This window comes from Mucilaginibacter metallidurans (assembly GCF_003286435.2).
Classification (GTDB): domain Bacteria; phylum Bacteroidota; class Bacteroidia; order Sphingobacteriales; family Sphingobacteriaceae; genus Mucilaginibacter; species Mucilaginibacter gossypii.
In genome coordinates this window covers 3,391,789-3,416,188 of record NZ_CP043449.1, presented here as the reverse complement: position 1 = coordinate 3,416,188, position 24,400 = coordinate 3,391,789, and the positions used below count along the sequence as shown (strand labels likewise).

25 protein-coding genes and 1 pseudogene are annotated in these 24,400 nt (G+C 43.2%); 19 read left to right on the top strand and 7 right to left on the bottom strand.

Annotated elements, in window-relative coordinates; all coding sequences use genetic code 11:
- Positions 1-3: 3 nt before the first annotated feature.
- From DIU38_RS14480 to DIU38_RS14470, 3 genes and pseudogenes are all read right to left on the bottom strand, one after another.
- Positions 4-680 (bottom strand): annotated as a pseudogene (locus tag DIU38_RS14480) (copper homeostasis protein CutC).
- 201 nt (positions 681-881) lie between these two features.
- Positions 882-1,892, bottom strand: a complete 1,011-nt coding sequence (locus tag DIU38_RS14475) for a N(4)-(beta-N-acetylglucosaminyl)-L-asparaginase (protein WP_090524345.1) — start codon at positions 1,890-1,892, stop codon at positions 882-884.
- 149 nt (positions 1,893-2,041) lie between these two features.
- Positions 2,042-2,482 carry a putative signal transducing protein gene (locus DIU38_RS14470; RefSeq protein WP_149354101.1) on the bottom strand — a complete coding sequence of 147 codons (441 nt, stop codon included), beginning with the start codon at positions 2,480-2,482 and terminating at the stop codon, positions 2,042-2,044.
- A 54-nt stretch (positions 2,483-2,536) separates the two neighbouring features.
- On the opposite strand from DIU38_RS14470, the gene DIU38_RS14465 reads away from it, so the two are divergent.
- From DIU38_RS14465 to DIU38_RS14450, 4 genes are all read left to right on the top strand, one after another.
- Positions 2,537-3,484: a helix-turn-helix transcriptional regulator gene (locus DIU38_RS14465; RefSeq protein ID WP_112652109.1), complete on the top strand. Its 948-nt coding sequence runs from the start codon at positions 2,537-2,539 to the stop codon at positions 3,482-3,484.
- 121 nt (positions 3,485-3,605) lie between these two features.
- The gene (locus tag DIU38_RS14460; RefSeq protein ID WP_090524351.1) at positions 3,606-4,061 is read left to right on the top strand and encodes an EVE domain-containing protein; all 456 of its coding nucleotides are present in this window, start codon (positions 3,606-3,608) and stop codon (positions 4,059-4,061) included.
- The gene (locus tag DIU38_RS14455) at positions 4,049-4,471 is read left to right on the top strand and encodes an SRPBCC family protein (protein ID WP_091171350.1); all 423 of its coding nucleotides are present in this window, start codon (positions 4,049-4,051) and stop codon (positions 4,469-4,471) included. The genes DIU38_RS14460 and DIU38_RS14455 overlap by 13 nt, the downstream gene beginning before the upstream one ends.
- Positions 4,472-4,565: 94 nt before the next feature.
- The gene (locus DIU38_RS14450; RefSeq protein WP_112652108.1) at positions 4,566-5,024 is read left to right on the top strand and encodes a GyrI-like domain-containing protein; all 459 of its coding nucleotides are present in this window, start codon (positions 4,566-4,568) and stop codon (positions 5,022-5,024) included.
- A 166-nt stretch (positions 5,025-5,190) separates the two neighbouring features.
- Here the strand turns inward: DIU38_RS14450 and DIU38_RS14445 are convergent, their stop codons facing one another.
- From DIU38_RS14445 to DIU38_RS14435, 3 genes are all read right to left on the bottom strand, one after another.
- On the bottom strand, positions 5,191-6,525 hold the full coding sequence (locus DIU38_RS14445; RefSeq protein ID WP_112652107.1) for a dihydroorotase: 1,335 nt from the start codon (positions 6,523-6,525) through the stop codon (positions 5,191-5,193).
- A gap of 96 nt (positions 6,526-6,621) precedes the next feature.
- A complete protein-coding gene (locus DIU38_RS14440) occupies positions 6,622-7,185 on the bottom strand; it encodes a hypothetical protein (protein WP_112652106.1) in 564 nt (187 codons plus the stop codon).
- Positions 7,186-7,196: 11 nt separating this feature from the next.
- Entirely contained in the window at positions 7,197-7,613 is a 417-nt protein-coding gene (locus tag DIU38_RS14435) for a winged helix-turn-helix transcriptional regulator (protein ID WP_112652105.1), read from the bottom strand.
- Positions 7,614-7,693: 80 nt separating this feature from the next.
- Between DIU38_RS14435 and DIU38_RS14430 the strand changes: the two genes are divergently transcribed.
- From DIU38_RS14430 to DIU38_RS14390, 9 genes are all read left to right on the top strand, one after another.
- Positions 7,694-8,578 (top strand): NmrA family NAD(P)-binding protein, encoded by an 885-nt coding sequence (locus tag DIU38_RS14430; protein ID WP_112652104.1) that lies wholly within the window; start codon positions 7,694-7,696, stop codon positions 8,576-8,578.
- A 246-nt stretch (positions 8,579-8,824) separates the two neighbouring features.
- Entirely contained in the window at positions 8,825-10,177 is a 1,353-nt protein-coding gene (locus DIU38_RS14425) for a DEAD/DEAH box helicase (RefSeq protein ID WP_112652103.1), read from the top strand.
- A gap of 9 nt (positions 10,178-10,186) precedes the next feature.
- On the top strand, positions 10,187-10,453 hold the full coding sequence (locus DIU38_RS14420) for a hypothetical protein (protein ID WP_090524369.1): 267 nt from the start codon (positions 10,187-10,189) through the stop codon (positions 10,451-10,453).
- Between the two features lie 8 nt (positions 10,454-10,461).
- Positions 10,462-10,794, top strand: a complete 333-nt coding sequence (gene gldC, locus DIU38_RS14415; RefSeq protein ID WP_090524371.1) for a gliding motility protein GldC — start codon at positions 10,462-10,464, stop codon at positions 10,792-10,794.
- A gap of 10 nt (positions 10,795-10,804) precedes the next feature.
- The gene (locus tag DIU38_RS14410) at positions 10,805-11,242 is read left to right on the top strand and encodes a hypothetical protein (RefSeq protein WP_112652102.1); all 438 of its coding nucleotides are present in this window, start codon (positions 10,805-10,807) and stop codon (positions 11,240-11,242) included.
- An 86-nt stretch (positions 11,243-11,328) separates the two neighbouring features.
- Entirely contained in the window at positions 11,329-14,781 is a 3,453-nt protein-coding gene (locus DIU38_RS14405) for a response regulator (protein ID WP_112652101.1), read from the top strand.
- 2 nt (positions 14,782-14,783) lie between these two features.
- Positions 14,784-15,614, top strand: a complete 831-nt coding sequence (locus tag DIU38_RS14400) for a CheR family methyltransferase (RefSeq protein ID WP_176844517.1) — start codon at positions 14,784-14,786, stop codon at positions 15,612-15,614.
- Positions 15,604-16,191 carry a chemotaxis protein CheB gene (locus DIU38_RS14395; RefSeq protein ID WP_112652100.1) on the top strand — a complete coding sequence of 196 codons (588 nt, stop codon included), beginning with the start codon at positions 15,604-15,606 and terminating at the stop codon, positions 16,189-16,191. The genes DIU38_RS14400 and DIU38_RS14395 overlap by 11 nt, the downstream gene beginning before the upstream one ends.
- Before the next feature lie 90 nt (positions 16,192-16,281).
- On the top strand, positions 16,282-18,147 hold the full coding sequence (locus DIU38_RS14390; RefSeq protein ID WP_317132445.1) for a response regulator: 1,866 nt from the start codon (positions 16,282-16,284) through the stop codon (positions 18,145-18,147).
- On the opposite strand, the gene DIU38_RS14385 is transcribed toward DIU38_RS14390, so the two are convergent.
- Positions 18,144-18,629 carry a methylated-DNA--[protein]-cysteine S-methyltransferase gene (locus DIU38_RS14385; RefSeq protein WP_091171391.1) on the bottom strand — a complete coding sequence of 162 codons (486 nt, stop codon included), beginning with the start codon at positions 18,627-18,629 and terminating at the stop codon, positions 18,144-18,146. The two genes, DIU38_RS14390 and DIU38_RS14385, sit on opposite strands and share 4 nt — an antisense overlap.
- A gap of 92 nt (positions 18,630-18,721) precedes the next feature.
- On the opposite strand from DIU38_RS14385, the gene DIU38_RS14380 reads away from it, so the two are divergent.
- The 6 genes from DIU38_RS14380 to DIU38_RS14355 all read left to right on the top strand — a co-directional run bounded on the left by DIU38_RS14380 (position 18,722) and on the right by DIU38_RS14355 (position 24,128).
- Positions 18,722-19,405, top strand: coding sequence for a heme exporter protein CcmB (locus tag DIU38_RS14380; protein WP_112652098.1), 684 nt, complete (start codon positions 18,722-18,724; stop codon positions 19,403-19,405).
- Between the two features lie 191 nt (positions 19,406-19,596).
- Positions 19,597-20,781 (top strand): carboxypeptidase-like regulatory domain-containing protein, encoded by a 1,185-nt coding sequence (locus DIU38_RS14375; protein WP_112652097.1) that lies wholly within the window; start codon positions 19,597-19,599, stop codon positions 20,779-20,781.
- 79 nt (positions 20,782-20,860) lie between these two features.
- Positions 20,861-21,571: a leucine-rich repeat domain-containing protein gene (locus tag DIU38_RS14370; RefSeq protein ID WP_129567542.1), complete on the top strand. Its 711-nt coding sequence runs from the start codon at positions 20,861-20,863 to the stop codon at positions 21,569-21,571.
- Positions 21,572-21,653: 82 nt separating this feature from the next.
- Complete coding sequence (gene ccsA / locus DIU38_RS14365) at positions 21,654-22,328, top strand: cytochrome c biogenesis protein CcsA (protein WP_317131846.1); 675 nt, start codon at positions 21,654-21,656, stop codon at positions 22,326-22,328.
- A 1-nt stretch (position 22,329) separates the two neighbouring features.
- A complete protein-coding gene (locus DIU38_RS14360; RefSeq protein WP_090524403.1) occupies positions 22,330-22,539 on the top strand; it encodes a CcmD family protein in 210 nt (69 codons plus the stop codon).
- A gap of 152 nt (positions 22,540-22,691) precedes the next feature.
- On the top strand, positions 22,692-24,128 hold the full coding sequence (locus DIU38_RS14355; protein ID WP_090524405.1) for a Glu/Leu/Phe/Val family dehydrogenase: 1,437 nt from the start codon (positions 22,692-22,694) through the stop codon (positions 24,126-24,128).
- Positions 24,129-24,400: the final 272 nt, after the last annotated feature.

The following is a 24,400-nucleotide window of genomic DNA, read 5'->3' as shown; positions in this document are numbered from 1 at the left end:
AATTTAACTGTTAGCCAGCCTGATCAATTCCTTAACGCGGTCAACCCCGGTTACATCAATGCTGTATTCATCCCCGGCTTCGGCGCTCATCATAATACTTTCATTATGAAACTTCATTTTACTGGCAACCTTGATCCTTGCCGATGAGTGAACTTCTTTTACCCCGGTAAAATGTATGAGGTCGGCCACATTTGCTTCGCTCACGCCACTGCCGGGCATAATACTGATACGGTCGGCGGCTTGTTCAACAAGGCGGTTCAAATTGCTGGCACCTTCAATAGCCGTGCTTTTGCCTCCTGAGGTAAGCACGCGCTCGCAGCCCATTTCAATAATTTCTTCAAGGGCTTTATGCTGATCGGCACACATATCGAAAGCCCGGTGGAACGTTACACCCAGGCCCCATTGCCGGGCAAGGCGTACCATTTCGGTACAGCGTTCTATATCGATAGAGCCATCTTCTTTAAGAATACCTATTACAACACCGTCGCAACCGGCATCAATACAATACCTGATATCGGCCATCATGAGCTTGTACTCCATATCATTGTACAAAAAATCACCACCGCGCGGCGGATGAGCACATACAGCTTGATATGGAGCAGGCTGCGGGCCATTAATATGGTGCCGTGCGATGGGGTGGTGCCGCCATCCTTCAAATTTTCACAAAGTTCAACACGCACAGCGCCGCCCTCCTGGCCGCCAGGGCCGATGTTACCGAATTAGCACAAACTTCGAGCGATACGGGTTGATACATTTTTCTTTTATGTTTTTTAGTTCATGGATCATAGTTGATAGTTCATAGCCAGATCCCTCTATTTAACCCAACGTCCTAATAGCTTTTCGCCATGAACCATGATCTATCAACCATGAACCAAATAAATCTATTTATAATAACTCTTGCCAGGTATTAACAGGTCCTGTTGTTGCGCATTACAAACGGCGTATGAAAAACCACTTTGTATAGCATAGGCACCATATTCGCCTTTTTTATTGATGGCTAAAAATCCTACCTGGATCTTTTTAGCTATTTCGGGCTTCTTTTTGATAATGCGGTTTACAGCTTCCTTGCAGGCATCCTCGGGCGATAAACCCTGGCGCATTAATTCAACCACCAAGAAGCTGCCCACATTGCGGATCACCTCCTCACCAACACCAGTTGATGTTGCTCCGCCAACTTCATTATCTACATAAAGGCCGGCACCTATAATCGGGCTATCACCAACGCGGCCATGCAACTTAAAGGCCATGCCGCTGGTAGTACATCCTCCTGAGATGTTGCCTTTGGCGTCAATAGCAAGCATACCAATGGTATCATGGTTGTATTTATTGCCCGGTTTACCGCCGTTTTCGATATTCATAACGGGGCTGTACTGAGCTTTTTTAAGCCACTCCTTCCAGATCTTTTCTGTTTCGGGGGTTAACAGTTTTTCTTTTTTCATACCCTGCTCAACGGCAAACTGGGTAGCACCTTCGCCAACCAGCATTACGTGAGGGGTTTTCTCCATCACCAAACGGGCTACCGAAATAGGGTGGGCTATATTCTCCATGGCAGCTACCGAGCCACAGTTGCCAAACTCGTCCATAATACATGAGTCGAGGGTTACATGTCCGTCACGATCGGGCAGGCCGGTGCGGCCTACAGTATGATTGGTAATATCTTCGGCTTCAGGAATGCGGGCCCCGGCTTCGATGGCGTCGAGCGCGCGGCCTCCGGCTGATAATACTTTCCAGGCTCCTTTGTTGGCTATAATGCCAAAATCCCAGGTTGAAATTACAATAGGATAACCGCCTTCGGGCTTTGATATGACAGTTTTTGCGATGGCAGATTTAGAAAGCGCTGCAAATGAAGCACCTGCGGCGGATAATTTAATGAACTTACGGCGGTTGTACATACCGCTAATATATGAAAAACAGTTTTAAGTCATAAGTTCTAAGTCTTCAGTCTGAAGTCGTAACTCTTGAGTTTTAAGTTAAGACCCTATCGGGTTATAAAAATGAAGACTTTTGACTCGCGACTTAAGACTTTCGACTTTGAAAAAAGCTATTCAAAATCCCGCTGGCAATTAAAACAATGCCATGCTTTGCGGCTATAAAAAGGGAATATCATCAATAAAAATGAGATGATGGCGGTGAACCAATGAACCTTTTTTTCGGTTGCTGAACCATAACGTACATTGGTTGAGCCACAATAAGGGCAAATCACGGCATTAAGCGTTTCGTCATCAATTTCAATATGGTCCTGGTCGTGCAGGTCACCTTCGGCGGCTAAAATCTCCCGGCATCGCTCCAGGTCGCGCTCAAATATTTTGAGTTTAATGCCGCCTACAGCCTGGTTATAAAGAGGATTGGAACCAATGGTGTTTTCATCGGCAATAAAGCAGGGGATACCATAACCTTCCAGTTTGGTGCGGATGATATGAGCAAGCATCACATCATAATAGGTTTCAAACGTTATGATCTTTTCTTCTGGTTGAACGGCCATATTGTAGATAAATATTAATCAAAGGTAAATTGTTTTTTATTTAATTTGGACGCCATGAACCGCATCGACCGAATATCAGCCATTTTGATCCAACTACAATCACGCAGGGTAGTAAAGGCCGGTGATATTGCCGATAGGTTCAATATTAGCCTGCGTACGGTTTACCGCGACATAAAAACGCTGGAAGAAGCGGGCATCCCCCTAATAGGAGAAGCCGGGGTTGGCTACTCTATTATGGATGGTTATCGCCTGCCCCCGGTAATGTTTACCCGCGAGGAAGCCACAGCTTTTTTAACCGCCGAAAAGTTTGTTGAAAAGCTTACAGATACCTCAACCATGGCACAGTACCAGTCGGCCATGTACAAGGTGAGGGCTATTCTCAAATCATCTGAAAAAGATGCCCTGGAAAACCTTGACGGGAGCATAGAAGTATTGAAAAGCCATAGTCAGAAAAGGGCCGGAAGTACCGATCATATCCAAACCATACTGGATTGCATTATCTGTAAAAAGATCATGAGCATTGATTACTTTGCCGCCCACTCACAGGAAAATACCAAACGCGAAGTTGAACCGGTAGGCGTTTTTTTTCTGGATAGTTTCTGGCACCTGATAGCCTACTGCCGTCTGCGTAGTGACTATCGCGATTTCAGGATAGACCGTATCAGGAAGCTGGTGGTTACCGATAAAAGTTATGTAAACAGTAAGCACCCTACGCTAAAAGATTATATTGACAAAATGGCCTGCGAAAAGCAGCTTGAACAGGTGGTGATAAAAGTTGACAAGGAGATTCACAGCTATCTTGATCATCAAAAATACTATGGCGGTTTTGTATCTGAGAAAACTGTAGGAAATAAAATTGAGATGACTTTTTTGACCATCTCATTGGAAGGTTTTGCCCGATGGTATATGACCTTTGGCGACCGTGCCGAGATCATCAAACCCGACACCTTGCTGCAGCGTGTGCGTGAAATCACCGCAACCATAGCACAAAAAATAAATTAATTTCTTTTCTTTTTTCCTGCTGACATAAGGCTGTCACCAGCGCGTTGTTACTTTGTTTCATAATGGCAGGGGCAGGGCTTTTATTGGTCGTGTTTTTGCGGTTAATTTAAACCATACACTTATGAAACATTGGATAATAGTAGTATCAAAAGATCACATTGGCCGTGGCATTTCCGGGGGATTTATTCAGGCCAATCATGGTAAACTGGCGCCGCTTAAACGTATGGAAGTTGGCGACTGGGTGGCGGTATATTCGCCCAAACAAAAGATGAACGGCAATGAGCCTTTGCAGGCTTTTACAGCCATTGGCCAGGTGCGTGACGAGGATATTTATCAGAAGCAAATGGCTATTGATTTTATCCCATATCGCCGCAATGTAAATTACTACGAATGTGCCGAAGTTCCGATAGCCCCGATGATTGACGAACTCGATTTTATTACCAACAAAAAAGCGTGGGGATACAACTTCAGGTTTGGATTTTTTGAAGTTCCCGGCGCAGATTTTAAGAAGATAAAGGAACAAATGATCACTGCAAAACAACCACTATTAAATAAGGCTACGTTATGGAAAAATTAACAGTAAATGTGCAGGTAAAATTTAAAGCCCCGATGGCTAAAGTTTGGCAAGGCCTGACTGATCCTGCTATGGTGAAAAAATATTTTTTTGGTACCGATCTTGAATCGAGCTGGAGGGTAGGGGAGCCCATAAAATTCAGCGGGGAGTGGGGGGGTAAAAAGTATGAAGACCATGGAACTATACTGGACATTGATCCGGGCACATTTGTAAAATACAGCTACTGGAGCAGCATGAGTGGCACTGACGACAAGCCCGAAAACTATGCCAATGTTACCTACAACCTCACCGAAAATAATGGCGAGACTGAACTTACTGTTACCCAGGACAACGTAAAAAACGAGGAAGCTAAAGCGCATTCAGAACAAAACTGGAAGGGGATTTTTGAAGAATTGAGGAAACTGATAGAGTAATTATAATATTAAATTAATAATTTATATAATCATTATAATTATTTGTAAAAAAGTTGATTATAAGTCAATATAACCAATAGTAATAACTCCGAAAATGGATAAAGTAACAATAAAAGGTTTCTATTTAGTTGGGATTTCGGTACGTACTACAAACCAAAACGGGCAGGCAATGAAAGATATAGCAGGGCTTTGGAACTGGTTTATGAGTGAAGCGGTTTTACAGCAGGTGGTGAACCGTCTTAGTGATGATATTTATTGTGTTTACACCGATTATGAAAGCGATGAGAACGGCTTTTATACCACAGTACTTGGTTGTAAGGTAGCTACTAAAGACAATATACCTGAAGGGCTTATCTGCATTACCGTGCCGCCCGGAAGTTATAACCGGTACGTGGCTAAGGGTGCACTGCCGCAGTCGGTAGGCGAAACCTGGCACCAGGTCTGGACCAGTGATATCGACAGGAGGTATATGGCCGATTTCGACGTATATGGAGAAAGGTCACAAAATGCTGATAATGCCGAGGTAGAGGTTTTTGTGGGAGTGAATAACTAACTATCGTCATGCTGAACTTGTTTCAGCACCCCATCAGAAGAGCCGCGTGGAATCTTGCTTGTGAGGTGCCGAAATAAATTCGGCATGACTTTTTAGTTAAAAGAATATAACGTTTAAACTCCAGAAAATTCTGTAATTTCTAAAATTTTATAAATTGTAATTAATATTACCTGTTAAAAGTCAAGCGCTTGCCGGCTTTACCTTCAATAAGACTTCCATTCGCATATGCCAGGTTTCCCGATATCAAAGTATAAGCTACCTGCGAACGGAAAGTATTGCCTTCAAAGGGGCTCCAGTTACATTTATACAGGATATTGCTTTTATTTACGTTCCATGGTTTGTTGAGGTTAACCAATACCAGGTCGGCCCAATAACCTTCGCGGATGAAGCCGCGTTTTTCTATTTGAAAGAGGGTAGCTACGTTATGCGCCATTTTTTCTGCAATTTGCTCGAGGCTTATTTTACCATGGTGATACAGCTCAAGCATGGCTGGCAAAGCATGCTGAACCAATGGGCCGCCGGATGGCGCCTGCAGGTAAGGCTGCTCTTTTTCTTCTATAGTATGCGGGGCGTGGTCGGTAGCAATAACGTCAATCCTTCCATCAAGTACAGCACGTAAAATACCATCACGGTCTGCCTCTGTTTTTACTGCCGGGTTCCACTTAATGTAGTTGCCTTTTGTGTCATAATCTGCATCGGTAAACCAAAGGTGATGGATGCAGGCTTCGGCAGTAATTCGTTTATCTTTTAATGGAATTGTGTTGTCAAAAAGATGTGTCTCCCGCTCTGTAGAAATGTGCAAAATATGCAAACGAGTGTTGTGCTTTTTTGCCAGCTCAACCGCCATTGATGACGACAAATAGCAGGCCTCTGCACTCCTGATTTTTGGATGCATCCGCACCGGAATATTTTCGCCAAGCAGTTGTTTGTAATGGGCAAGATTGCTCTTGATCGTAGCCTCATCTTCGCAGTGTGTAGCGATGAGCATGGGTGATTGCGCGAAGAGTTTTTCGAGGGTGTGCGGGTCATCAACAAGCATGTTACCGGTAGAGGATCCCATGAACACTTTGATGCCGCAAACCTTGCTGATATCGGTGCGCAAAACCTCATCTAAATTGTTGTTAGACGCGCCCATAAAAAAAGAATAATTAGCCAGCGAATTGCGCGATGCGATCTGGTATTTGTCCTCCAAAAGTTCCTGCGTTAAAGTGTTGGGAACGGTGTTTGGCATCTCCATAAACGAAGTGATGCCGCCCGCAACAGCAGCTCTTGATTCTGAATAAATATCGGCCTTATAAGTTAAGCCCGGCTCGCGGAAGTGCACCTGGTCGTCGATGCAGCCAGGTAACAAATGCAGTCCTTCTGCATTAATCACTTCATCTGCCTTGTGGTCGATAACTGAGTCGATACGGTCTATCAAACCATCTTTGATCAATATGTCGGCAACGTATTGTTTATGCTCGTTAACTATGGCGGCTGCTTTTATCAGAATTGTAGACATGTTTTGAAATTTCGGATTTGGGATATTCGATTTCGGATTTGTTGATTGAGCTCAAACTTACGAAGTTTTTAAAACTTTGTAAGTTTTGAAGGTAAACTACTGAAGCATGAAGCCCTGTTGCTCCAGTATTTCGGCATTTTTCAATATACCGTATGTTCCAGTCTTTTTAACGGCCATTTTGTTATGGATGTGGTATTTTAGTTTCCGCGAGGCTTTATTGATTTCCTCCCAATTCCATACACTTGCCGGTCCCATAATTGAGTTGGGTAATTCATGACCAATTGCACCTTTCTCATTAAAATGCCCGATGTGTGATTTGCTAAGTACGTTCCCCTTAATTTGTCCCAGATAAAGTCGTATCAACCCCCAACCCATGGTTGAGTACCGGAACGTATGCCCTTTACAGCGCTTAGGATCAAGATTGATTTTTTCGAAAACAGGTTGCCCCTTAAACTCCGGTGACCATAATGCGAAATTTAATCCAAAAGAGCCTCCGTTGTATAAATCAAATTTTGCGGTTATATCTGTTGCCGATGTATAACGAAGCACCTCTTCGTCATAAGCAGAATAATGATCAATAATTTGAAGTTTAGTCTCGGTCAAAATAAAATCGAGTAAGTCAATTTGGTCTTGTTTAATCGCGTAAAAGTCGTAAGTCATTCTATTCGTTTTTACATTTTGGCAAAAGTTTCTTCAGATGGAAACTCTCCTAAACTTCTGTAAATTGCATTACCGCTCGCCTCGCTGTCCTTCACTGCCCATGTTGCCATTGCGTACATTACCGGCCGCAATTCCATGCCTGATTCGCTGAGCCGGTAGGTTACATGGGGCGGTACAACCGGTTTGGATTCCCTGATCAGCAGTCCGTCTGCTTCCAGTTGTTTCAGGTGCTGGATCAACATTTTTTCGGTGATGGTTGGGATAGATTTTTTTAGCTCGCTGTAACGCTTGCTTCCGGCTAAGAGGTGAAACAAAATGATCGGTTTCCAATATCCACCTATGCGTTCCATAACATAAGTTACCGGGCATTCTTTAAATGCGGCTTGTTTGTTTTCCTGTATGGTTGAGCTTTCTTTTATCGCAGTCATGGTAATACATACTTTAGGGTAAGTACTTGTAAAAAAGTAAGTGTAAAAATACCTTTGCTTTCAATAAAAACAAAAACATTATGAAAATTATAGTAACAGGTTCAACAGGCAATATAAGCAAACCTTTAACACAAACTTTAATAGTCGCAGGGCATAACGTAACAGTAATTAGCAGCAATGCCGATAAGGTAGCCGAGATAGAATCATTAGGCGCTAAAGCAGCAATAGGTTCATTAGCCGATGCTGATTTCTTAACACAAACATTTACTGGTGCCGATGCGCTTTACGCCATGGTGCCGCCAAGCTTTAGTGCCGAAAGTTTAAGGGCATACCAAAACGAAACAGGTAAAAGCTATGCCGAAGCTATCAAACGCTCGGGTATAAAAAAAGTAGTTGCATTAAGCAGCATAGGTGCGCATTTGGATAGCGGCGTAGGCCCTATAAAAGGCATTCACGATGTTGAAGGTGTTTTGAGCGGATTAGATGGTGTGGCCGTTAAATTTATCCGTGCACCATTCTTCTATATCAATTTTTTCAGTAATATCCCGCTTATCAAGCACCAGGGTATCCTTGGATCAAATTATCCTGCAGATGCAAGACTGATCATGGTACATCCTAAAGATATTGCAGCCGCAATAGCAGAAGAGTTGCAAAAGGATTTTACTGGTAAAAGCATACGCTACATTGTAAGCGAAGAGTCGACACCCGGCAAGGCAGCTGCAATTTTAGGTGAGGCAATCGGCAACCCTAACTTGCCATGGATTGAGTTTACTGATGAACAGCTTGCAGAAGGCTTATCACAGGCAGGCGTTCCTCCTGAAATGACCCGCAACTTTGTTGAAATGGGCACAGCTGTAAAAAGCGGAAAAATCTGGGAGGATTATGATAAGCATAGGCCTGTATCGTCCGGTAAGGTGAGTTTGCAGGATTTTGCCAGGGAGTTTGCTGCGGTATACAACGGCTAAATTTTCTCATGTAAAAGTCATTATTGCTGTAAAAGCAGTAGTTGGCCTCACCCACCCTCCACCTCAGGTGGGGGGTGTTTACTTTTCTGAAGGCTTCACTTTTGGGAAATTTAGAGGTCCCCCATTGATTTGTACCCAGCGATGATTACTTGTGAACGATGCGCTCTTCTTGTTTCCTGGTTCTTACTTTCCTGACTCGCACTTTCCGCATTGTTCCTACTTCAACAAAAAGCCTATCTTTGCGGCATGGCAGTAACCTTTGAAGATCTTAAATTTAACCGGCAAATTTTAAACGCTATAGCCGATGCCGGTTATACCGAAGCTACGCCTATTCAGCAAAAAGCTATTCCGCCGATATTGAACGGACAGGATGTAATGGGTATAGCGCAAACAGGAACCGGTAAAACCGCGGCCTACGTATTGCCCATCATTATGAAGCTTAAATATGCGCAGGGCGAACATGCCCGGGCGTTGATTATTTCGCCGACGCGTGAACTGGCCATGCAGATTGAGGAAAACATTAAAGCATTTGCCGCTTATACCGATTTACGGGTTGTTTTACTTTACGGAGGTATTGGCCCCAAAACACAAATAGAGCAGGTAAAAAAGGGTGTCGACATTATTGTGGCAACGCCCGGCCGTTTTATGGATATTTACCTTGCCGGGCATATCATGACCAAGCCATTACAGGTGTTGGTGCTTGACGAGGCCGATAAAATGATGGATATGGGCTTTATGCCCCAGATAAACCGGATATTGGAAGTAGTGCCGGTGAAAAGGCAAAACCTGCTTTTTTCGGCTACCATGAGCGAGAAGGTGCACCAGCTTTCGGCTAACTTCCTGGAATTTCCTACGGTTATTGAGGTTACCCCGCAGGCTACGCCGGCGCAAACGGTTAATCAGCATTTATACCATGTGCCCAATATCAAAACCAAAATCAACCTGCTTAAAAGGTTGCTCGATAACGAGGGGGAGATCACCAAACTGATTGTTTTTTGTAAAACCCGTGCAGTGGCCGAGGATGTATTTAAATTTCTGACCCGCAAATTTGGCGAAGAAGAAGTGAAAGTGCTGCACGCCAATAAAGGGCAAAATACGCGCATCAACTCCATCAATTCATTCAAAAACGACGATGTGAAGATATTGGTGGCTACCGATGTGGCATCGCGAGGTATTGATGTTAGCGATGTAAGCCATGTGATCAATTTTGATGTACCGGTGGTGTATGAGGATTATGTACACAGGATCGGTCGTACAGGTCGTGCGTTGCAATCGGGCGAAGCCATTACTTTTGCTACACCGTCTGAAGAGTATTATATCCGCAAGATTGAGAAACTCATCAAGCAAACCATTCCCGTTGAGCGTATCCCCGACGATGTGTTTATTGAAGAAACCCCATATGAGGAAAGGCAGGACCAGGCGCGGGAAATAGATATGCAAAAGCGCAAAGAAGACCCCGATTTTAAAGGCGCCTTCCACGAAAAGAAATCCCTTAACCAGCGCAAAAAGTTTGATGCCAATAAGGATAAAGCTAAATACGGCTCAAAAGCAGCAAGGCAGGGTACAGGCCGATCATCCAAAAGCAAAAAAAGACACTAAGCTCCATCAATGAAATTCAGATTTACCCCTTTAAACTTTTTTACCGCGTTTTTGGTGGCGGTAGCAGCCTATGTTTTTATTTATGGGGCTGGTATGGCCGGACGCCCGCTTGAACACTGGGGTGGCACCATAGGCTGGATCTTTTTATTGTTTGCCTTCGTGGTTTTTGTGATTGATATCATGTTCCGCAACTTTTTTATCGAAACCAAAAAAATATGGATGGTGGAGACCTTCTTCATCGTTCTGGTTATAATTATATTCTTACTTGTTAAATAAAATTTGAAATGAAAACCGCTGAAATAAAGCTTACCGTTACGCTTGATGATAATAATGTTCCTGAGCACATTCTTTGGGAATCGACCGACTCAACCAACAAAGAGGCGTTGCCTGTAAAATCAATGATGCTTGCCCTGTGGGACCAAAGCTATAAAAATACCCTGCGCATTGACCTTTGGACAAAAGATATGCCTGTTGATGAGATGAAGCGATTTTTTTATGAAACCCTGCAAACCATGGGCGACAGCTTTTTACGTGCAACCGGCGAGAAAAATATTGTTGAAGACCTGCGCGACTATTGTGCCCACTTTGCCGATAAAATGGAAATAACACAAAAATAACAACCTAAATATGCGCCTTAGCTCAATTTTATCATTTGCAGGTTTTGCATTGCTTTTTGCTGCAACCTACTGCCCGCTGCTGCGGGTATTCCACGTAACCAGCTGGAATATTTACAAGCTTAACCAACCTTACGGGCTGGTACTTTTGTTGGTGGCTGTTGTTGGCATTATTGTATCGTTCCTTAACCAGGCTAAGATTATGCGTGTGGCGGCCTGGCTGTCGGTAGTACTTGTTGTACTGTTGCTGGTTGCTGCCATTTTTAAAGTAAATTCGGCATTTAGCTTTATTCCGTTTAAAGGCATTAACAGGTTTTTAACCAGCCAGCTTAAATTTCAATGGGGTTGGTATGTGATGTTTGCTGGCCCTGTTTTGGCTTTGATCGGCGCTTTGAGCAGCCGCCCTAAAGTTTTTATCTCAAACACTACCGATACTACGACAGTAAATTAATATTCCTGGTATGTTTAATTAGCTGTAATATTAACATTACAGCTTTTTTTAAACATATTTGTAATTCAGATTAATACGGATACCTAATGTTAAAGTTTTCCTTCCGCCAGCAGGTTTTAGCTGGCTTTGTAGTATCAATCATTCTTGTTTTTGTGGTGGGCATCTTGTCTTTTAACAGCCTGCGCCAATTCGAGGAGGATAACACCTGGGTTAATCATACTCAAAGGGTGATCCGTACTTCAACAAGTTTATTGCAGGAGTTAATTAATGCCGAAACAGGCATGCGTGGTTATGGAGCTACCGCTAAAAAGGTATTTCTTGAACCGTATAATGCCGCTTTACCTAAAGTAGCCGATGACCTGGCCACGCTAAAAGACATGGTGAAGGATAACCCTGTGCAGGTAAAACGCGTCGATTCAATCAATAAGCTCGTGAAGGAGCAATTGCTGATCCTTAAAACCAATGTTGAAACGCGCGATAGCCAGGGGCTTGATTACATGGTGCAGCGCAACATGTTTGTAAATGGCAAGGAAAATATGGATCAGGTCAGAATGCTGATCGACCACATGACCAACACAGAGGAGAGATTGCTTGCCAATAGGAAAGAAAATTCGCAGGAGGCATCAACCTTTGCCAAGATCGTAATCGCATGCGGTTCATTGGTTTTCCTGTTCATCATCCTCATGCTGTTCTTCTACATTCAAAAAACTTTCGATCAACAAAAGAAAATTGAGGACGAAATCAGGGTTGCTAATATTGAACTTGGAAAAGTGCTTGCCGATAACGAAGCCAAAAACTGGCTGCTCACCGGAACCGGTCAGCTTAATGAAAAAATGCAGGGCCAGCAGGTTGAAAAAGAATTATCCAATAATATATTAACCGAAGTTTGTACCTATACCAATGCCGCGGCAGGTACATTTTACCTTTATAACGAAGCAAGCAACAGGCTTGAGTTTTATGCTTCATACGCGTTCCACAATCCTGATTTTGTTAAAAAGTCGGTACAAATGACCGAAGGCTGGCTTGGCCAGGTAGCTAAGGATGGTAAAGCGGCGGTTGTAAAAGGTAAACTGAACGATAAGCTTGAGCTTTCATCATCGGTATTAAAAACTGAACTGGCCGAATCATTTATCATACCTTTCTTTTTTGATAAAAAGCTTAAAGGAGTAATGGAGGTTGCTTTTAATGAAGGGATCTCGAAAAATAAATCAGAATACATTTTAGCTATCGCTAATGATATAGGTATAGCTGTTAATACATCGCAGGCGCGTACTATTATGCACGACCTGTACGAGGAAACCCAGCAGCAGGCCGAAGAGCTGGAAGCACAACAGGAAGAACTGCGGGTTACCAATGAGGAGCTTGTTCAAAAAACTGAAGAGCTGCAAGCCTCAGAAGAAGAGCTCCGGGTACAGCAGGAAGAACTGCGTACCACCAATGCCGAACTGGAAGAAAAAGCCAGTTTGCTTGAAGAAAAAAACCAGGCCATTGAACAGGCCCGCCAGGCTATCAATCTTAAGGTTGAGGAACTGGAAACCACGGGTAAATACAAATCGGAGTTTTTGGCCAACATGAGCCATGAGCTGCGCACGCCGCTTAACAGTATCCTGGTACTGGCACGGATACTTAAAGATAACAAGCCTGCCAATCTTTCTGAAGACCAGATCAAATATGCCAGCGTTATCTTCAACGCCGGTAATGACCTGCTTACTTTGATCAATGATATCCTCGACCTTTCCAAAATTGAATCGGGCAAGCTGGATATGCAAAATGAGGATATTAAGGTAAGCGATATTGTTGGCGATATGGAAATGCTGTTTGCCGAAGTAGCCAGCAACAAAAAAATTAATTATACAACAAATATAGACAGGCAACTGCCGCAAACCATATTTACCGATAAGGTACGCATAGAACAGGTGATCAAAAACCTGTTAAGTAACGCGTTTAAGTTTACTTCTGAAAATGGTTCTATCGCTATCAATGTAAAGCCGGGTATTAAAGATAAAACCATCAGCTTTGCTATCAAAGATTCGGGTATCGGGATCCCTGCGGATAAGCAAAAAGTAATATTTGAGGCATTTCAGCAGGCCGATGGTTCAACAAGCCGTAAATATGGCGGTACCGGTTTAGGTTTGTCTATAAGCCGCGAACTTGCTTTCCTTTTAGGCGGCAGCATAACCCTGAGCAGTGAGCCGGGCATAGGCAGCGAATTTGTACTTACCGTGCCTTATGAAGCTAAATTAACACCCGCCACCTTAATTGAAGAGGTATTGCCAACTGCCGAAACTTTTAAACCTGTAACAGAGTTCCTGAGCCCGGTTAAAGCTGCCCCGCGTGACCCCGGTAAAGAACCCTTGGTTGTAATTGTTGAGGATGATAAAAACTTTGCAAACATATTGCAGGATTATGCCCGCGATCATGGTTATAAATCAATTATGGTATATGAGGGTACCCGGGCGGTTGAAATTGTGAAGGAAGCCAAACCCGATGCGGTGATCCTGGATATTATGCTGCCGGGTAAAGACGGCTGGCAGATTTTGAAGGAGTTAAAGAATGATGAGGATACAATGCACATTCCGGTTCACCTGATGTCGGCCGGGGATGCCGCGGCAAACCGCGTACGCCGGGAAGGTGCTATCAACTTCATGAAAAAGCCTATCAACACCGAAACGCTGGATAAACTTTTTGCCGATATCATGGTACAAAGCGGCACCAGGTTTAAACAGATCCTGCTGGTTGAAGATCACAAAGCCCAGAGCCAGGCTTTGAAAGACCTAATGCAGGGCCAGGGTATCACCGTCGACCAGGCTTTTGACGGCGAATCGGCATTCAGGATGTTGCATGAAAACGAGTACCAGTGTGTGATCCTTGATCTTAACCTGCCTGATATTTCGGGCTTGGATTTGCTGGATAAGATCAAAGAGGTTGACCGCTTTGCTTCGCTTCCGGTTATTATCAATACAGCAATGGAGCTTGATAAAACATCGGTAAACAGGCTAATGCACTATGCCAACGCCATGGTGGTTAAAACCAATAAATCATCCGACAGGCTGATTGATGAGGTTAACCTGTTCCTGAACAAGATCAGCGAAACGGCGATTGCCCCGGCACAGCAGGCACCATCATCGCCCAAACCTAAAACACTAACTAAAGGCAAGGATGCCATTAAAGGCAAGAAGGTGCTCATTGTTGATGACGACATGCGCAATATTTTTGCGCTGAGCAGCGCCCTGCAAAGCTATGACCTCAATGTAGAGATAGCTAATGATGGTGAAGAAGCCATAGCTAAACTTGAGGATATAAAGGATATTGACATAGTGCTTATGGATATCATGATGCCTAAAATGGATGGCTATGAGGCTACCAGGCATATCCGTAAGCAAAACAAATGGGCTAAATTACCCGTAATAGCCTTAACTGCAAAAGCAATGAAAGACGACCGCGAAAAATGTATAGCGGCCGGCGCCAATGATTATATCACAAAACCGGTCGACATGGACAGGCTGATATCGCTGATGCAGCTTTGGCTTGAAAGTTAGTTATGGACACAGAGCAGGGAATTATATCACATGCACAGGTTCATGAACTTATTGATATTGTAAAAAAGGTTCATGGCTTTGATTTTTCGGGTTATACCAAAGCTTCATTAAAACGGAGGTTGACCCGTATTATGCTGCTCAACAAGTTTGAGTTTTATGACCTTAAACATGTGCTTATTAATGATGCGGATTTTTTTCAGAATTTCCTGGAAGAGATTACGGTTAACGTAACCGAGATGTTCCGCGATCCTTCATTCTATCGTGCGGTTAACTCACAGGTTGTTCCATATCTTTCAACCTATCAGCACGTCAAAATCTGGAGTGCAGGCTGCTCAACGGGCGAAGAGGTTTACTCTATGGCCATATTGCTGAACGAGGCCGGTTTGGGCAAAAAGTCGTTCATATACGGTACGGATATCAATACCGAGGTTTTAAAGGAGGCCCGCAAAGGGATCTACAGTTTGCGTAATATAAAAAGCTACGCAGAAAATTATCAATACACTGATTTAAAAGGTTCAATTACAGATCATTTTACCATTTTGTACGATGCTGCGTCGATACACAATGAGTTAAAACAAAATACACTGTTTTCGGTGCATAATTTAATATCTGATACCGTATTTAATGAGTTTCAGATGATAAGTTGCCGGAATGTTTTTATTTATTTTGAAACGTACCTGCAGGAACGGATCCTTGACCTGTTTTATAAAAGCCTTTGTCCGCTGGGTTATTTATGCCTTGGCAGTAAAGAAACTATCCGGTCAGATTCGTTTAAGAGCAAGTTTAAGGTGATCAACCAAAAAGAAAACATTTACCAAAAAGTTGGGACCTGATAAGAAGTTACTGGAAAGATGGCACGCCGCCCAGATCGTATTATTGGGCGGATCGGCAGGCTCGTTCAAAATTTTATTCCGGATCATAAAAGATCTTCCCGAAAAACTGGGGAAAACCGTAATTCTTATCATACACAGGAAAAAAAATTTTTTCAGCGAAATAGAAAAACTATTTGCCGAGAACAGTCGTATGTACATGCGCGAAATTGAGGACAAGGATATTCTTAAAACGGACACTATGTATATTGCCCCGGCAAACTATCATACCTTAATTGAACCCGGCGGTTATTTTAGCCTGGATGTTTCGGAACCGGTATGGTATTCAAAACCATCAATTGATGTTACTTTTGAAAGCGCCGCCGAGGTTTATGGCGACAGGTGCATGGCGATATTGCTGTCGGGAGCCAACCAGGATGGCGCCAAAGGCTTATTGAAATTAAAGAAAAGCGGCAGCCTTACCATAGCGCAGGAGCCCGGCGACGCGGAAATGGCCGAAATGCCAAAGGCAGCTATAAATTTAGGTGCTGCCGATTATGTTTTAACACAGGATGAGATCTTTAAACTTTTACTTTCATAACAATCACCAGCCCCCTAATTAATATTAAATGACCCCGTTAATATTCTTATAGTTGATGACAGAGAAGAGAACATCATTGCTCTGGAGGCATTGCTTAAGCGCGATGATATCAAAATATTTTCTACTACCTCGCCAAATGAAGCCCTTAAAATTGCCTGGGAAACCAATATAGCCATTGCTTTAGTTGATGTGCAGATGCCCGAAATGGACGGCTTTGAACTGGTGGAAATGCTTAAATCAAACCCACGTACCAAAGATATCCTGGTTATTTTTGTTACAGCTATTTCAAAGGAGGCTAAATATGCTGTTAAAGGCCTCGGTACCGGCGCCGTAGATTATCTTTACAAACCGCTTGATCCTTACATTACATCGGCCAAGGTTGATTCATTTGTACAACTGGCCCGTACCCAGGCAGAAATAAAACAAAAGAACGATGAGCTGCAGAATTATGCCATCGTTGTAAAAAACTCGGCCGATATTATCACATCGGTCGACGCGCAAAGTCTCCGCATTGACAATATCAACCCCACTGTCGAAAAGATAATGGGTTTCAGGCCCGATGAACTTATTGGCAAAAGTATTGTTGACCTGGCCATAGACGATCATAAGCCGCCGTTTCGCAAAAAACTGGGCGAGATCATTAAAGACAACCTGAATTATGCCATTTTTGAATTTAAGTTTGAAACCTTTGATAAAAGGGTAATTTGGGTAGAGTGCCGGGCGGCATACCGTAACAAAACCATATTTATTAATATCAGCGATATTTCTCCGCAAAAAAGTTACCAGGAGCAGCTCATCAAATCGAAAGAAAACGCGGAGTACAGCAAAAAGGTGAAAGAAACTTTTTTGGCCAATATGAGCCATGAGCTGCGTACACCGGTTAATGGCATTATAGGTATTACTTCGCTTTTGCGTAAAACAGGCCTTACCGATCAGCAAGTGGGGATGCTTGATTTGCTTGATACCTCATCAAAATCGCTGTTGGGCGTGATCAATGATGTACTCGATATCTCAAAAATTGAGGCCGGTAAGTTCAGTATCATCCGCACCGCCAATAATGTTTATGACATTGTAAACTCGGTTTTTAACCTGCTTAAGTTTAAAGCCGACGAAAATAATATTGAGTTTTTGCTGGATATTGAAGATGAAGTACCTGAATACCTTATGGTGGATTCATTGCGCCTGAACCAGATCTTGATGAACCTGCTGAGTAACGCCCTTAAGTTTACCGAAAGGGGCTATGTAAAGCTGAAGATTACCGTACTTCAAAAACACAATGAAAAGGTAAAGCTGAAATTCAGTGTTGAGGATACGGGCATCGGGATCCCGGCCGACAGGCTTAACAGCATCTTTGATTCATTTGAACAGGCCGAAGACGATACCGTAAGCAAATATGGTGGTACCGGGCTTGGGTTAACCATAGTGAAAAAGCTGGCCGAGCTAAAGGGAGGCGAACTTACCGTAAGCAGCCAGGTAGGCAGGGGTAGTACTTTTAACTTTGTATGCTGGTATACCATCACTGTTAAACCCAAAACTAAGGTAACTCCCAAAACTGATAAGATATTGCCGCCGTTTAATAACGTACGGGTGCTGGTAGCCGAAGATAACATGGTTAACCAGTTTATGCTCTCCAAAATATTAAAGGACTGGAATGTAGAGGTAGAGATGGTTGATAACGGCCGCAAGGTTATTGAGAGGCTTACCAATAAAGACTATGACATTATTTTAATGGATACCCATATGCCCGAAATGAACGGTTACCAGGCAGCTAAAACCATCAGGGTTGATTTTGAGGAGCCTAAACGGAGTATTCCCATCATATCGCTTTCGGCAGCAAGTTATGACCATGAGCAGCAGGAAGCATTATCGGCAGGGATGAACGATGTGCTTTCAAAGCCGTTTCAGCCATACCAACTGCATGATAAAATATCGAGGTTATTGAAGGTGGGCGTTTAAAACTCAAGCCTGGTTTGCCCAACACCCATTACCTTTGCTTCATGCTCAAGCAGCCATTTTTTGCGCCATATACCGCCTGCATAGCCGGTCAAACTGCCATTTGAACCTATTACCCGGTGGCAGGGCACTACAACCCATAGGTTGTTACGGCCGTTGGCAGATGCTATTGCCCTTATAGCCAAGGGGTTGTTCATTTGGTTTGATTGCTGGGCGTAAGTAATGGTTGTTCCATAAGGGATCTGGATCAACTCGTCCCAAACCTGTTGTTGAAACTCACTGCCTTCCTGCTTTATAGGAAAAGTAAATTCCTTCCTTGTACCGGCAAAGTATTCATTTAACTCATCAATAGCAGCTTGCAGCAACGGGGTGGGAGCAGGAGCAATCTCATATTCCTCATCGCGTATCGATACTGATGCTATAAAGCCATCTTCTTCGGTAATGCGGGCAATGCCAACTGGCGTGCGGAAATAAGCTACAGGCATGGTAATTGGTATGTTATATTCAAAATTAAGCTAATTTTTTTAGCTTGTCAAATGCCCTTACTCACTCGCAGGTAATTATTACATTTGCGGTGATGAAACTTGTTAATGAAACCTGGTACCTGCTCAAAAAGGAAGTTTTGCTGGAGTGGCGGTCCAAATATGCTTTTAATGGCGTTTTGCTGTATGTGGTTTCAACGGTTTTTGTTTGTTATATCTCCCTCAACTTAAACCCCGGCTTTTCCAACAGCAGTGGTTACCCCATAGTTTGGAACGTGTTGTTTTGGATCATTATGCTGTTTGCATCGGTAAATGCCATAGCCAAAAGCTTTATGCAGGAAAGCAAAAGCCGGCTGCTATATTATTATTCTATTGCCAGTCCGCAGGCAATCATCCTGTCAAAAACAATTTATAATATTTTGCTGATGGCTTTACTGAGCACTTTGGCATTAATTATCTATAAAGTATTTTTCCCCAATGCACTTGGCGACCCACTGTATTATTTCCTGGCTGTGTTGTTGGGGAGCGTCAGTTTTTCAACCGTGTTCACCATGATCTCGGCTATTGCGTCAAAGGCCGGTAATAACGGTACCCTAATGGCCATATTAAGCTTCCCGGTTATTATCCCTGTTATATTGGTGCTTATTAAGTTAAGTAAAAGCGCAATGGACGGGGTAGACCGGAGTTTCTTTTACGGCAACATAGGCGTTTTGTGCGCTATCAATGCCATTGTAATAGCTACAGCTTTACTGCTTTTCCCATACTTGTGGAGGGACTAATTTGAATTGGCCGAACCGGATTTAAGAATCAAGAAACAGGCTGAATTAAAAAGATTAAAAATATAAATTCTCTAATTCAATAAATTCGGGTTCAGACATTACCGCAACAAAAATTATACACCGGCAATTCATTAACCGTTCATAAAAAATGCGTTTTTTAGCGGATTGAAAAAATATCCTAATTTTAATTAATGCGTTTTTATTGGTTTTTGCTTATCGCGTTTATATGTCCGCTCATAGTTTCGGCACAAACCGGTACTATTACAGGTAAGGTAGTGCGGGCCGATACTAAAAGCCCGGTAGCCAATGCCAGCGTATTTTTAAATAATGCCACCTACGGTACCTCAACTGCCGAGGATGGTACTTTTACCCTGGCCGGAGTTAAACCAGGCCAATACCAGTTGGTGGTTACCGGCGTTAGCATTGAAGAATACTCCACAACGGTACTGGTTGGCCGCGAACCTGCAAAATTAAGTATCGAGGTCAACCAAAAAGTGCTGATGCTGCGCGAAGTAGTGATCAGCAGCAGCGCCGACTGGAAAAAGAACTATGAACTGTTCCGTAAGGAATTTGTTGGTGATACCGAAAACGGCAAGGAGTGTAAAGTTACCAACCCTCATATTTTAAATATTATCTACCACAGGGGTAAACAGCAGTTGGAGGCCTCTGGCGATGAGTTTTTGGTGGTAGAGAACCAGGCCCTGGGCTACCGCACCAAATTTTTGCTCAAAAACTTTTTGTACGATGCTATTGAGCATACCATATCCTATTCGGGAAGTGCGCTTTTTGAAAACCTGCCCGGTAGTTCGGTACAAAAAAAACTCTGGAAGCAGAAACGCGAACAGGCCTATTACGGATCGGCCCAGCATTTTTACCGCTCGCTTTATAAAGGAAAGTTAAAAGAAGAAGGGTTTGAAGCGCATGATTTTACGAGGCAAATTAATCCGGAGCGGCCGGAAGAAGCCGTACTGATGCAGAAGATGAAAAAATACCGGGAAGGGCCGCGCGATTCGGCCATGCGTTATTATAACCTGTCGAAAATGACCAAATGGTACCGCGAAAACCTTGCGAAGCTGCCCTATCAGGAGTTTGAGATCCTGCGGAAAACACCACAGGATGGGATTTACGCGCTCACCTTTCCGCACTTTTTATATGTAGTATATACCAAACGTGAAGAAACTACCGAATTTAAAGATGTTTATCATCCTCTGGATATGCCTAATTATGAAACCAGTATCATGACCAAATATTCGGGCTATATTGCTTTTGATATGAACGGTATTGTGGTATCAAGCCCGAGCCCGCTTTATGAGGGTTCATGGTCAAAAGCAAAGCTTGGTGATTTGCTGCCGGTGGATTACGAACCGGGGGATTGATTAATTTCAGGAAGACTTTGCTTATTTCGAATTATATTTGCCGCCACCATCGCAGATATAATTCTTGTTACCATCCTTTATGAAATATATAAGCTATTTAGTGTTAGCTGTTGTTTTTGTTGCGCAGGGAGTTTCAGCACAACAAATAGTATTTAAAGACCAAAATTTAAAATCGGCTTTACTTAAAAGAGGCTATGATTTTAATAAAAACGGCGAAATAGAAGTATCCGAAATTGACACTGTGGCGAATTTAAACATTGCCAAAAGTGATATTAGGCTGTTAGATGATTTAAAATATTTTAAAAGTTTAGAAAGGGTTTATGCAATGTCTAACCAGATTGCGAACCTGGATGTGTTTTTTGACAATAATACGATTAAGGAAATTTATATCGGAGGCAATGTTCTCGGAAAAAAGTTGACGCTAAAGAATCTTAGAAATCTGACCGTTTTGGCGGCGGCCCATAATGACTTGGAAACAGTCGAATTAAATGGCACTGATAGCATCAGACAACTTTATTTACAGAGCAATGCTTTTAAAAACATCAAATTAGAAAACCTAACTAATCTCAGTGTATTAGAATTGATAGATAATAAGGCGTTAAAGACTATTGACATCAGACCAAACGTTGCTCTCACTTACATTGGACTGCTTTCAACGGCTGTATCCCAATTAGATATTTCCAATAACAAATTGCTGTCAACGTTTTATGTAAGTAATACTGTGAAAGTAATAAAGAGTGCCGGTCAGGAGAATTTTAAGTCCGCACCAGTTATAAGAGAGATTCACTAAAATGTGTAATACTTTATGTTTGCCTAAACTTAGCGTCGAATCAATGAGCAAATAATTAGTTACCTTTGCCTCCATAAATCATATGAAGTTTATTTATCAAACATGGTGGAAGGTTGCGGCTGTTTTGCTGGTACTGTCCACCTTTTACACCGGCCTGGTTTTCAAAGCGCCGAGGCTGCCAATTATTCACGAAACCATCCGTAATTTGTATTTCCACGTACCTATGTGGATGGGGATGCTGACGGTTTTTGTGGTATCGGTTTATTTCAGTATTAAATACCTGCAAACGGGTAAAGAAGAGCACGACCTTGCCGCCGTTGAGAGCGTTAATACGGGCTTGCTGTTTTACACCTTGGGCCTTTTAACCGGTATGCTGTGGGCAAAATTTACCTGGGGCGAATTTTGGAGCGGCGACCCCAAACAAAATAGCGCGGCCATTGCATTTTTGTTGTATTGTGCTTATCTGGTGCTCCGTAACTCTATTGATGAGGAGCAGAAGCGGGCCAAGATTTCGGCCATCTACAATATCTTCGCTTTCCCCATCATGATTGTGCTGATATTTGTTTTGCCCCGCATGACAGATTCATTGCACCCCGGCAGCGGCGGTAACCCGGCATTTGGTAAATACGACCTTGATAACGGTATGAAGATAGCCTTTTACCCGGCTATGTTAGGCTGGAGTTTTATTGCCCTTTGGATAGCAACTATCCGTTACCGCATCCGTTTAATTGAGAATAAGAAGAACGCTATAAATTAAGATGAAGAAATTAACGCTTTTATTGCTACTGCTTACGTTTTGTACCGCTGTTTTTGCACAACCAGGGCAGCAGGTTGAAATGGCCGATGCCCTGCGCCAGTCGGGAAAAATTTACGTGGTTGTAGCAACTATTTCCATAATTTTTGTTGGACTGGCCATTTACCTGTTTACTATAGACCGCAGATTAAAAAAAGTCGAAAACGAAAAGTAGTTCAAATAATATGTTTAAACAATTTAAACATATCATTCGTGACGATGTTGACTGGTGTATAGGGCACACTAACTAAGAAATATTTGCAATATTGATAAAAATTGTACCAAATTTGCTCACTTTTTTAAGAGATTAATATTTATACAATAGTTATGGCTACGAATATTTTGATTGCCGACCAGGAAACACACTTCTTCAGCGACGTGTGCAAAAACTTCGATCATGCTGCCCAATTCACCAAACACGATGCAGGCCTGCTTGATCAAATTAAATCATGTAACAGTGTTTACCGCTTCCGTTTCCCCATTCGCAAGGGTAACAGCTTTGAGGTAATTGACGCCTGGCGTGTGGAGCACTCGCACCACCAGTCGCCAACCAAAGGTGGCATCCGCTACAGCGAAATGGTGAACGAGGATGAGGTGATGGCCCTCGCCGCGCTCATGACTTACAAATGCGCCATTGTTAACGTTCCGTTTGGCGGCGCCAAAGGCGGTATCAAAATTAATCCTAAAAACTACACCGTGAGCGAGCTGGAAAACATCACCCGCCGTTATACCGTTGAGTTAATCAAAAAGAACTTTATTGGCCCAAGCATTGACGTGCCGGCACCTGACTATGGATCGGGCGAGCGTGAAATGAGCTGGATTGCCGATACGTATGCTACTATGAACCCTGGCCAGCTGGACGCTATGGGCGCTGTAACCGGTAAGCCTATTGCGCTGCATGGTATCGCGGGCAGGAGGGAAGCTACCGGCCGTGGTGTGGCCATCGCCACCCGCGAGTGTGTAAGCGTTGGCGAGGATATGCAAAGGATTGGCCTGCTGCCGGGTTTATCAGGTAAAAGGGTAATTGTACAGGGCCTTGGTAACGTAGGTTACTATTCGGCTAAGTTTTTATCCGAAATGGGTGCGATAATAGTTGGTCTTTGTGAGTTTGAAGGCGCTATTTATAACGAGAATGGTTTAGATATCGAAGCTGTATTTCAGCACCGCAAAGCAACCGGTTCTATTTTAGGATATGCTGCCGCAATACAGGAATTTACCAATACCATGGAAGGCCTTGAGCAGCCATGCGATATCCTGGTTCCGGCAGCTCTTGAAAACCAGATCACCGAAGCAAACATCCGCAACATACAAGCTAAGATCATTGTCGAGGGCGCTAACGGCCCAACCTCGCCAGAGGCTGAAGCCATATTTTATGCCAACGGCGGTATCATTGTACCCGATATGTTTGCCAACGCAGGCGGTGTTACCGTATCATATTTTGAATGGTTAAAAAACCTGAGCCACGTAGCTTTCGGCCGTATGAACCGCAGGTTTGAAGAAAACTCCAACCTTAACCTGGTGAACATGGTTGAAGGGATCACGGGCGTAGCTTTAACCCCGGTACAACGTTCAACCATTATCAAAGGTGCATCAGAGCTTGAACTGGTAAATTCAGGACTGGAAGATACCATGATCCGCTCATACCATGAGATCAGGGAGATCTACAAAAGCAACCCTGAAATTGGCACCCTGCGTAACGCAGCTATGGTTGGCGCCATTAATAAAATAGCGGTGTCATATCAAAATTTGGGTATCTGGCCATAATTAAGGATTTAATAGTTTTATATATGGCGAGGTGGGTTTGAAAAAGCCCGCCTCGTTTTGGTTTTCAATCATGCCGCGATAGGGATCGCAGCGGATACCGGCCAATGAGCGTAAAGCCTGCAGGCGTATGAGCGGAAAGCCCGGGCCGCAGGCATCGCCAAAATATTGTCAGAACTCGAATTAAACGAATTTCAAGAATTTATGGAATTTCTTCGCTTTTCGCAAAAGCACGTTTAACAGATGAGCACAACTATTAACATTCGACCAATTCC

Excerpts from the sequence above, each read along its gene's own strand:
- DIU38_RS14355 (WP_090524405.1), top strand. The coding sequence starts at position 22,692 with ATGGCTACGAATATTTTGATTGCCGACCAGGAAACACACTTCTTCAGC.
- DIU38_RS14460 (WP_090524351.1), top strand. The coding sequence starts at position 3,606 with ATGAAACATTGGATAATAGTAGTATCAAAAGATCACATTGGCCGTGGC.
- DIU38_RS14370 (WP_129567542.1), top strand. The coding sequence starts at position 20,861 with ATGAAATATATAAGCTATTTAGTGTTAGCTGTTGTTTTTGTTGCGCAG.
- DIU38_RS14400 (WP_176844517.1), top strand. The coding sequence starts at position 14,784 with ATGGACACAGAGCAGGGAATTATATCACATGCACAGGTTCATGAACTT.
- DIU38_RS14440 (WP_112652106.1), bottom strand. The coding sequence starts at position 7,185 with ATGACTTACGACTTTTACGCGATTAAACAAGACCAAATTGACTTACTC.
- DIU38_RS14410 (WP_112652102.1), top strand. The coding sequence starts at position 10,805 with ATGCGCCTTAGCTCAATTTTATCATTTGCAGGTTTTGCATTGCTTTTT.
- DIU38_RS14475 (WP_090524345.1), bottom strand. The coding sequence starts at position 1,892 with ATGTACAACCGCCGTAAGTTCATTAAATTATCCGCCGCAGGTGCTTCA.
- DIU38_RS14430 (WP_112652104.1), top strand. The coding sequence starts at position 7,694 with ATGAAAATTATAGTAACAGGTTCAACAGGCAATATAAGCAAACCTTTA.
- DIU38_RS14455 (WP_091171350.1), top strand. The coding sequence starts at position 4,049 with ATGGAAAAATTAACAGTAAATGTGCAGGTAAAATTTAAAGCCCCGATG.
- DIU38_RS14380 (WP_112652098.1), top strand. The coding sequence starts at position 18,722 with ATGAAACTTGTTAATGAAACCTGGTACCTGCTCAAAAAGGAAGTTTTG.
- DIU38_RS14385 (WP_091171391.1), bottom strand. The coding sequence starts at position 18,629 with ATGCCTGTAGCTTATTTCCGCACGCCAGTTGGCATTGCCCGCATTACC.
- DIU38_RS14405 (WP_112652101.1), top strand. The coding sequence starts at position 11,329 with ATGTTAAAGTTTTCCTTCCGCCAGCAGGTTTTAGCTGGCTTTGTAGTA.
- DIU38_RS14470 (WP_149354101.1), bottom strand. The coding sequence starts at position 2,482 with ATGGCCGTTCAACCAGAAGAAAAGATCATAACGTTTGAAACCTATTAT.
- DIU38_RS14420 (WP_090524369.1), top strand. The coding sequence starts at position 10,187 with ATGAAATTCAGATTTACCCCTTTAAACTTTTTTACCGCGTTTTTGGTG.
- DIU38_RS14425 (WP_112652103.1), top strand. The coding sequence starts at position 8,825 with ATGGCAGTAACCTTTGAAGATCTTAAATTTAACCGGCAAATTTTAAAC.
- DIU38_RS14375 (WP_112652097.1), top strand. The coding sequence starts at position 19,597 with ATGCGTTTTTATTGGTTTTTGCTTATCGCGTTTATATGTCCGCTCATA.
- DIU38_RS14465 (WP_112652109.1), top strand. The coding sequence starts at position 2,537 with ATGAACCGCATCGACCGAATATCAGCCATTTTGATCCAACTACAATCA.
- DIU38_RS14360 (WP_090524403.1), top strand. The coding sequence starts at position 22,330 with ATGAAGAAATTAACGCTTTTATTGCTACTGCTTACGTTTTGTACCGCT.
- ccsA (WP_317131846.1), top strand. The coding sequence starts at position 21,654 with ATGAAGTTTATTTATCAAACATGGTGGAAGGTTGCGGCTGTTTTGCTG.
- DIU38_RS14450 (WP_112652108.1), top strand. The coding sequence starts at position 4,566 with ATGGATAAAGTAACAATAAAAGGTTTCTATTTAGTTGGGATTTCGGTA.
- DIU38_RS14435 (WP_112652105.1), bottom strand. The coding sequence starts at position 7,613 with ATGACTGCGATAAAAGAAAGCTCAACCATACAGGAAAACAAACAAGCC.
- gldC (WP_090524371.1), top strand. The coding sequence starts at position 10,462 with ATGAAAACCGCTGAAATAAAGCTTACCGTTACGCTTGATGATAATAAT.
- DIU38_RS14445 (WP_112652107.1), bottom strand. The coding sequence starts at position 6,525 with ATGTCTACAATTCTGATAAAAGCAGCCGCCATAGTTAACGAGCATAAA.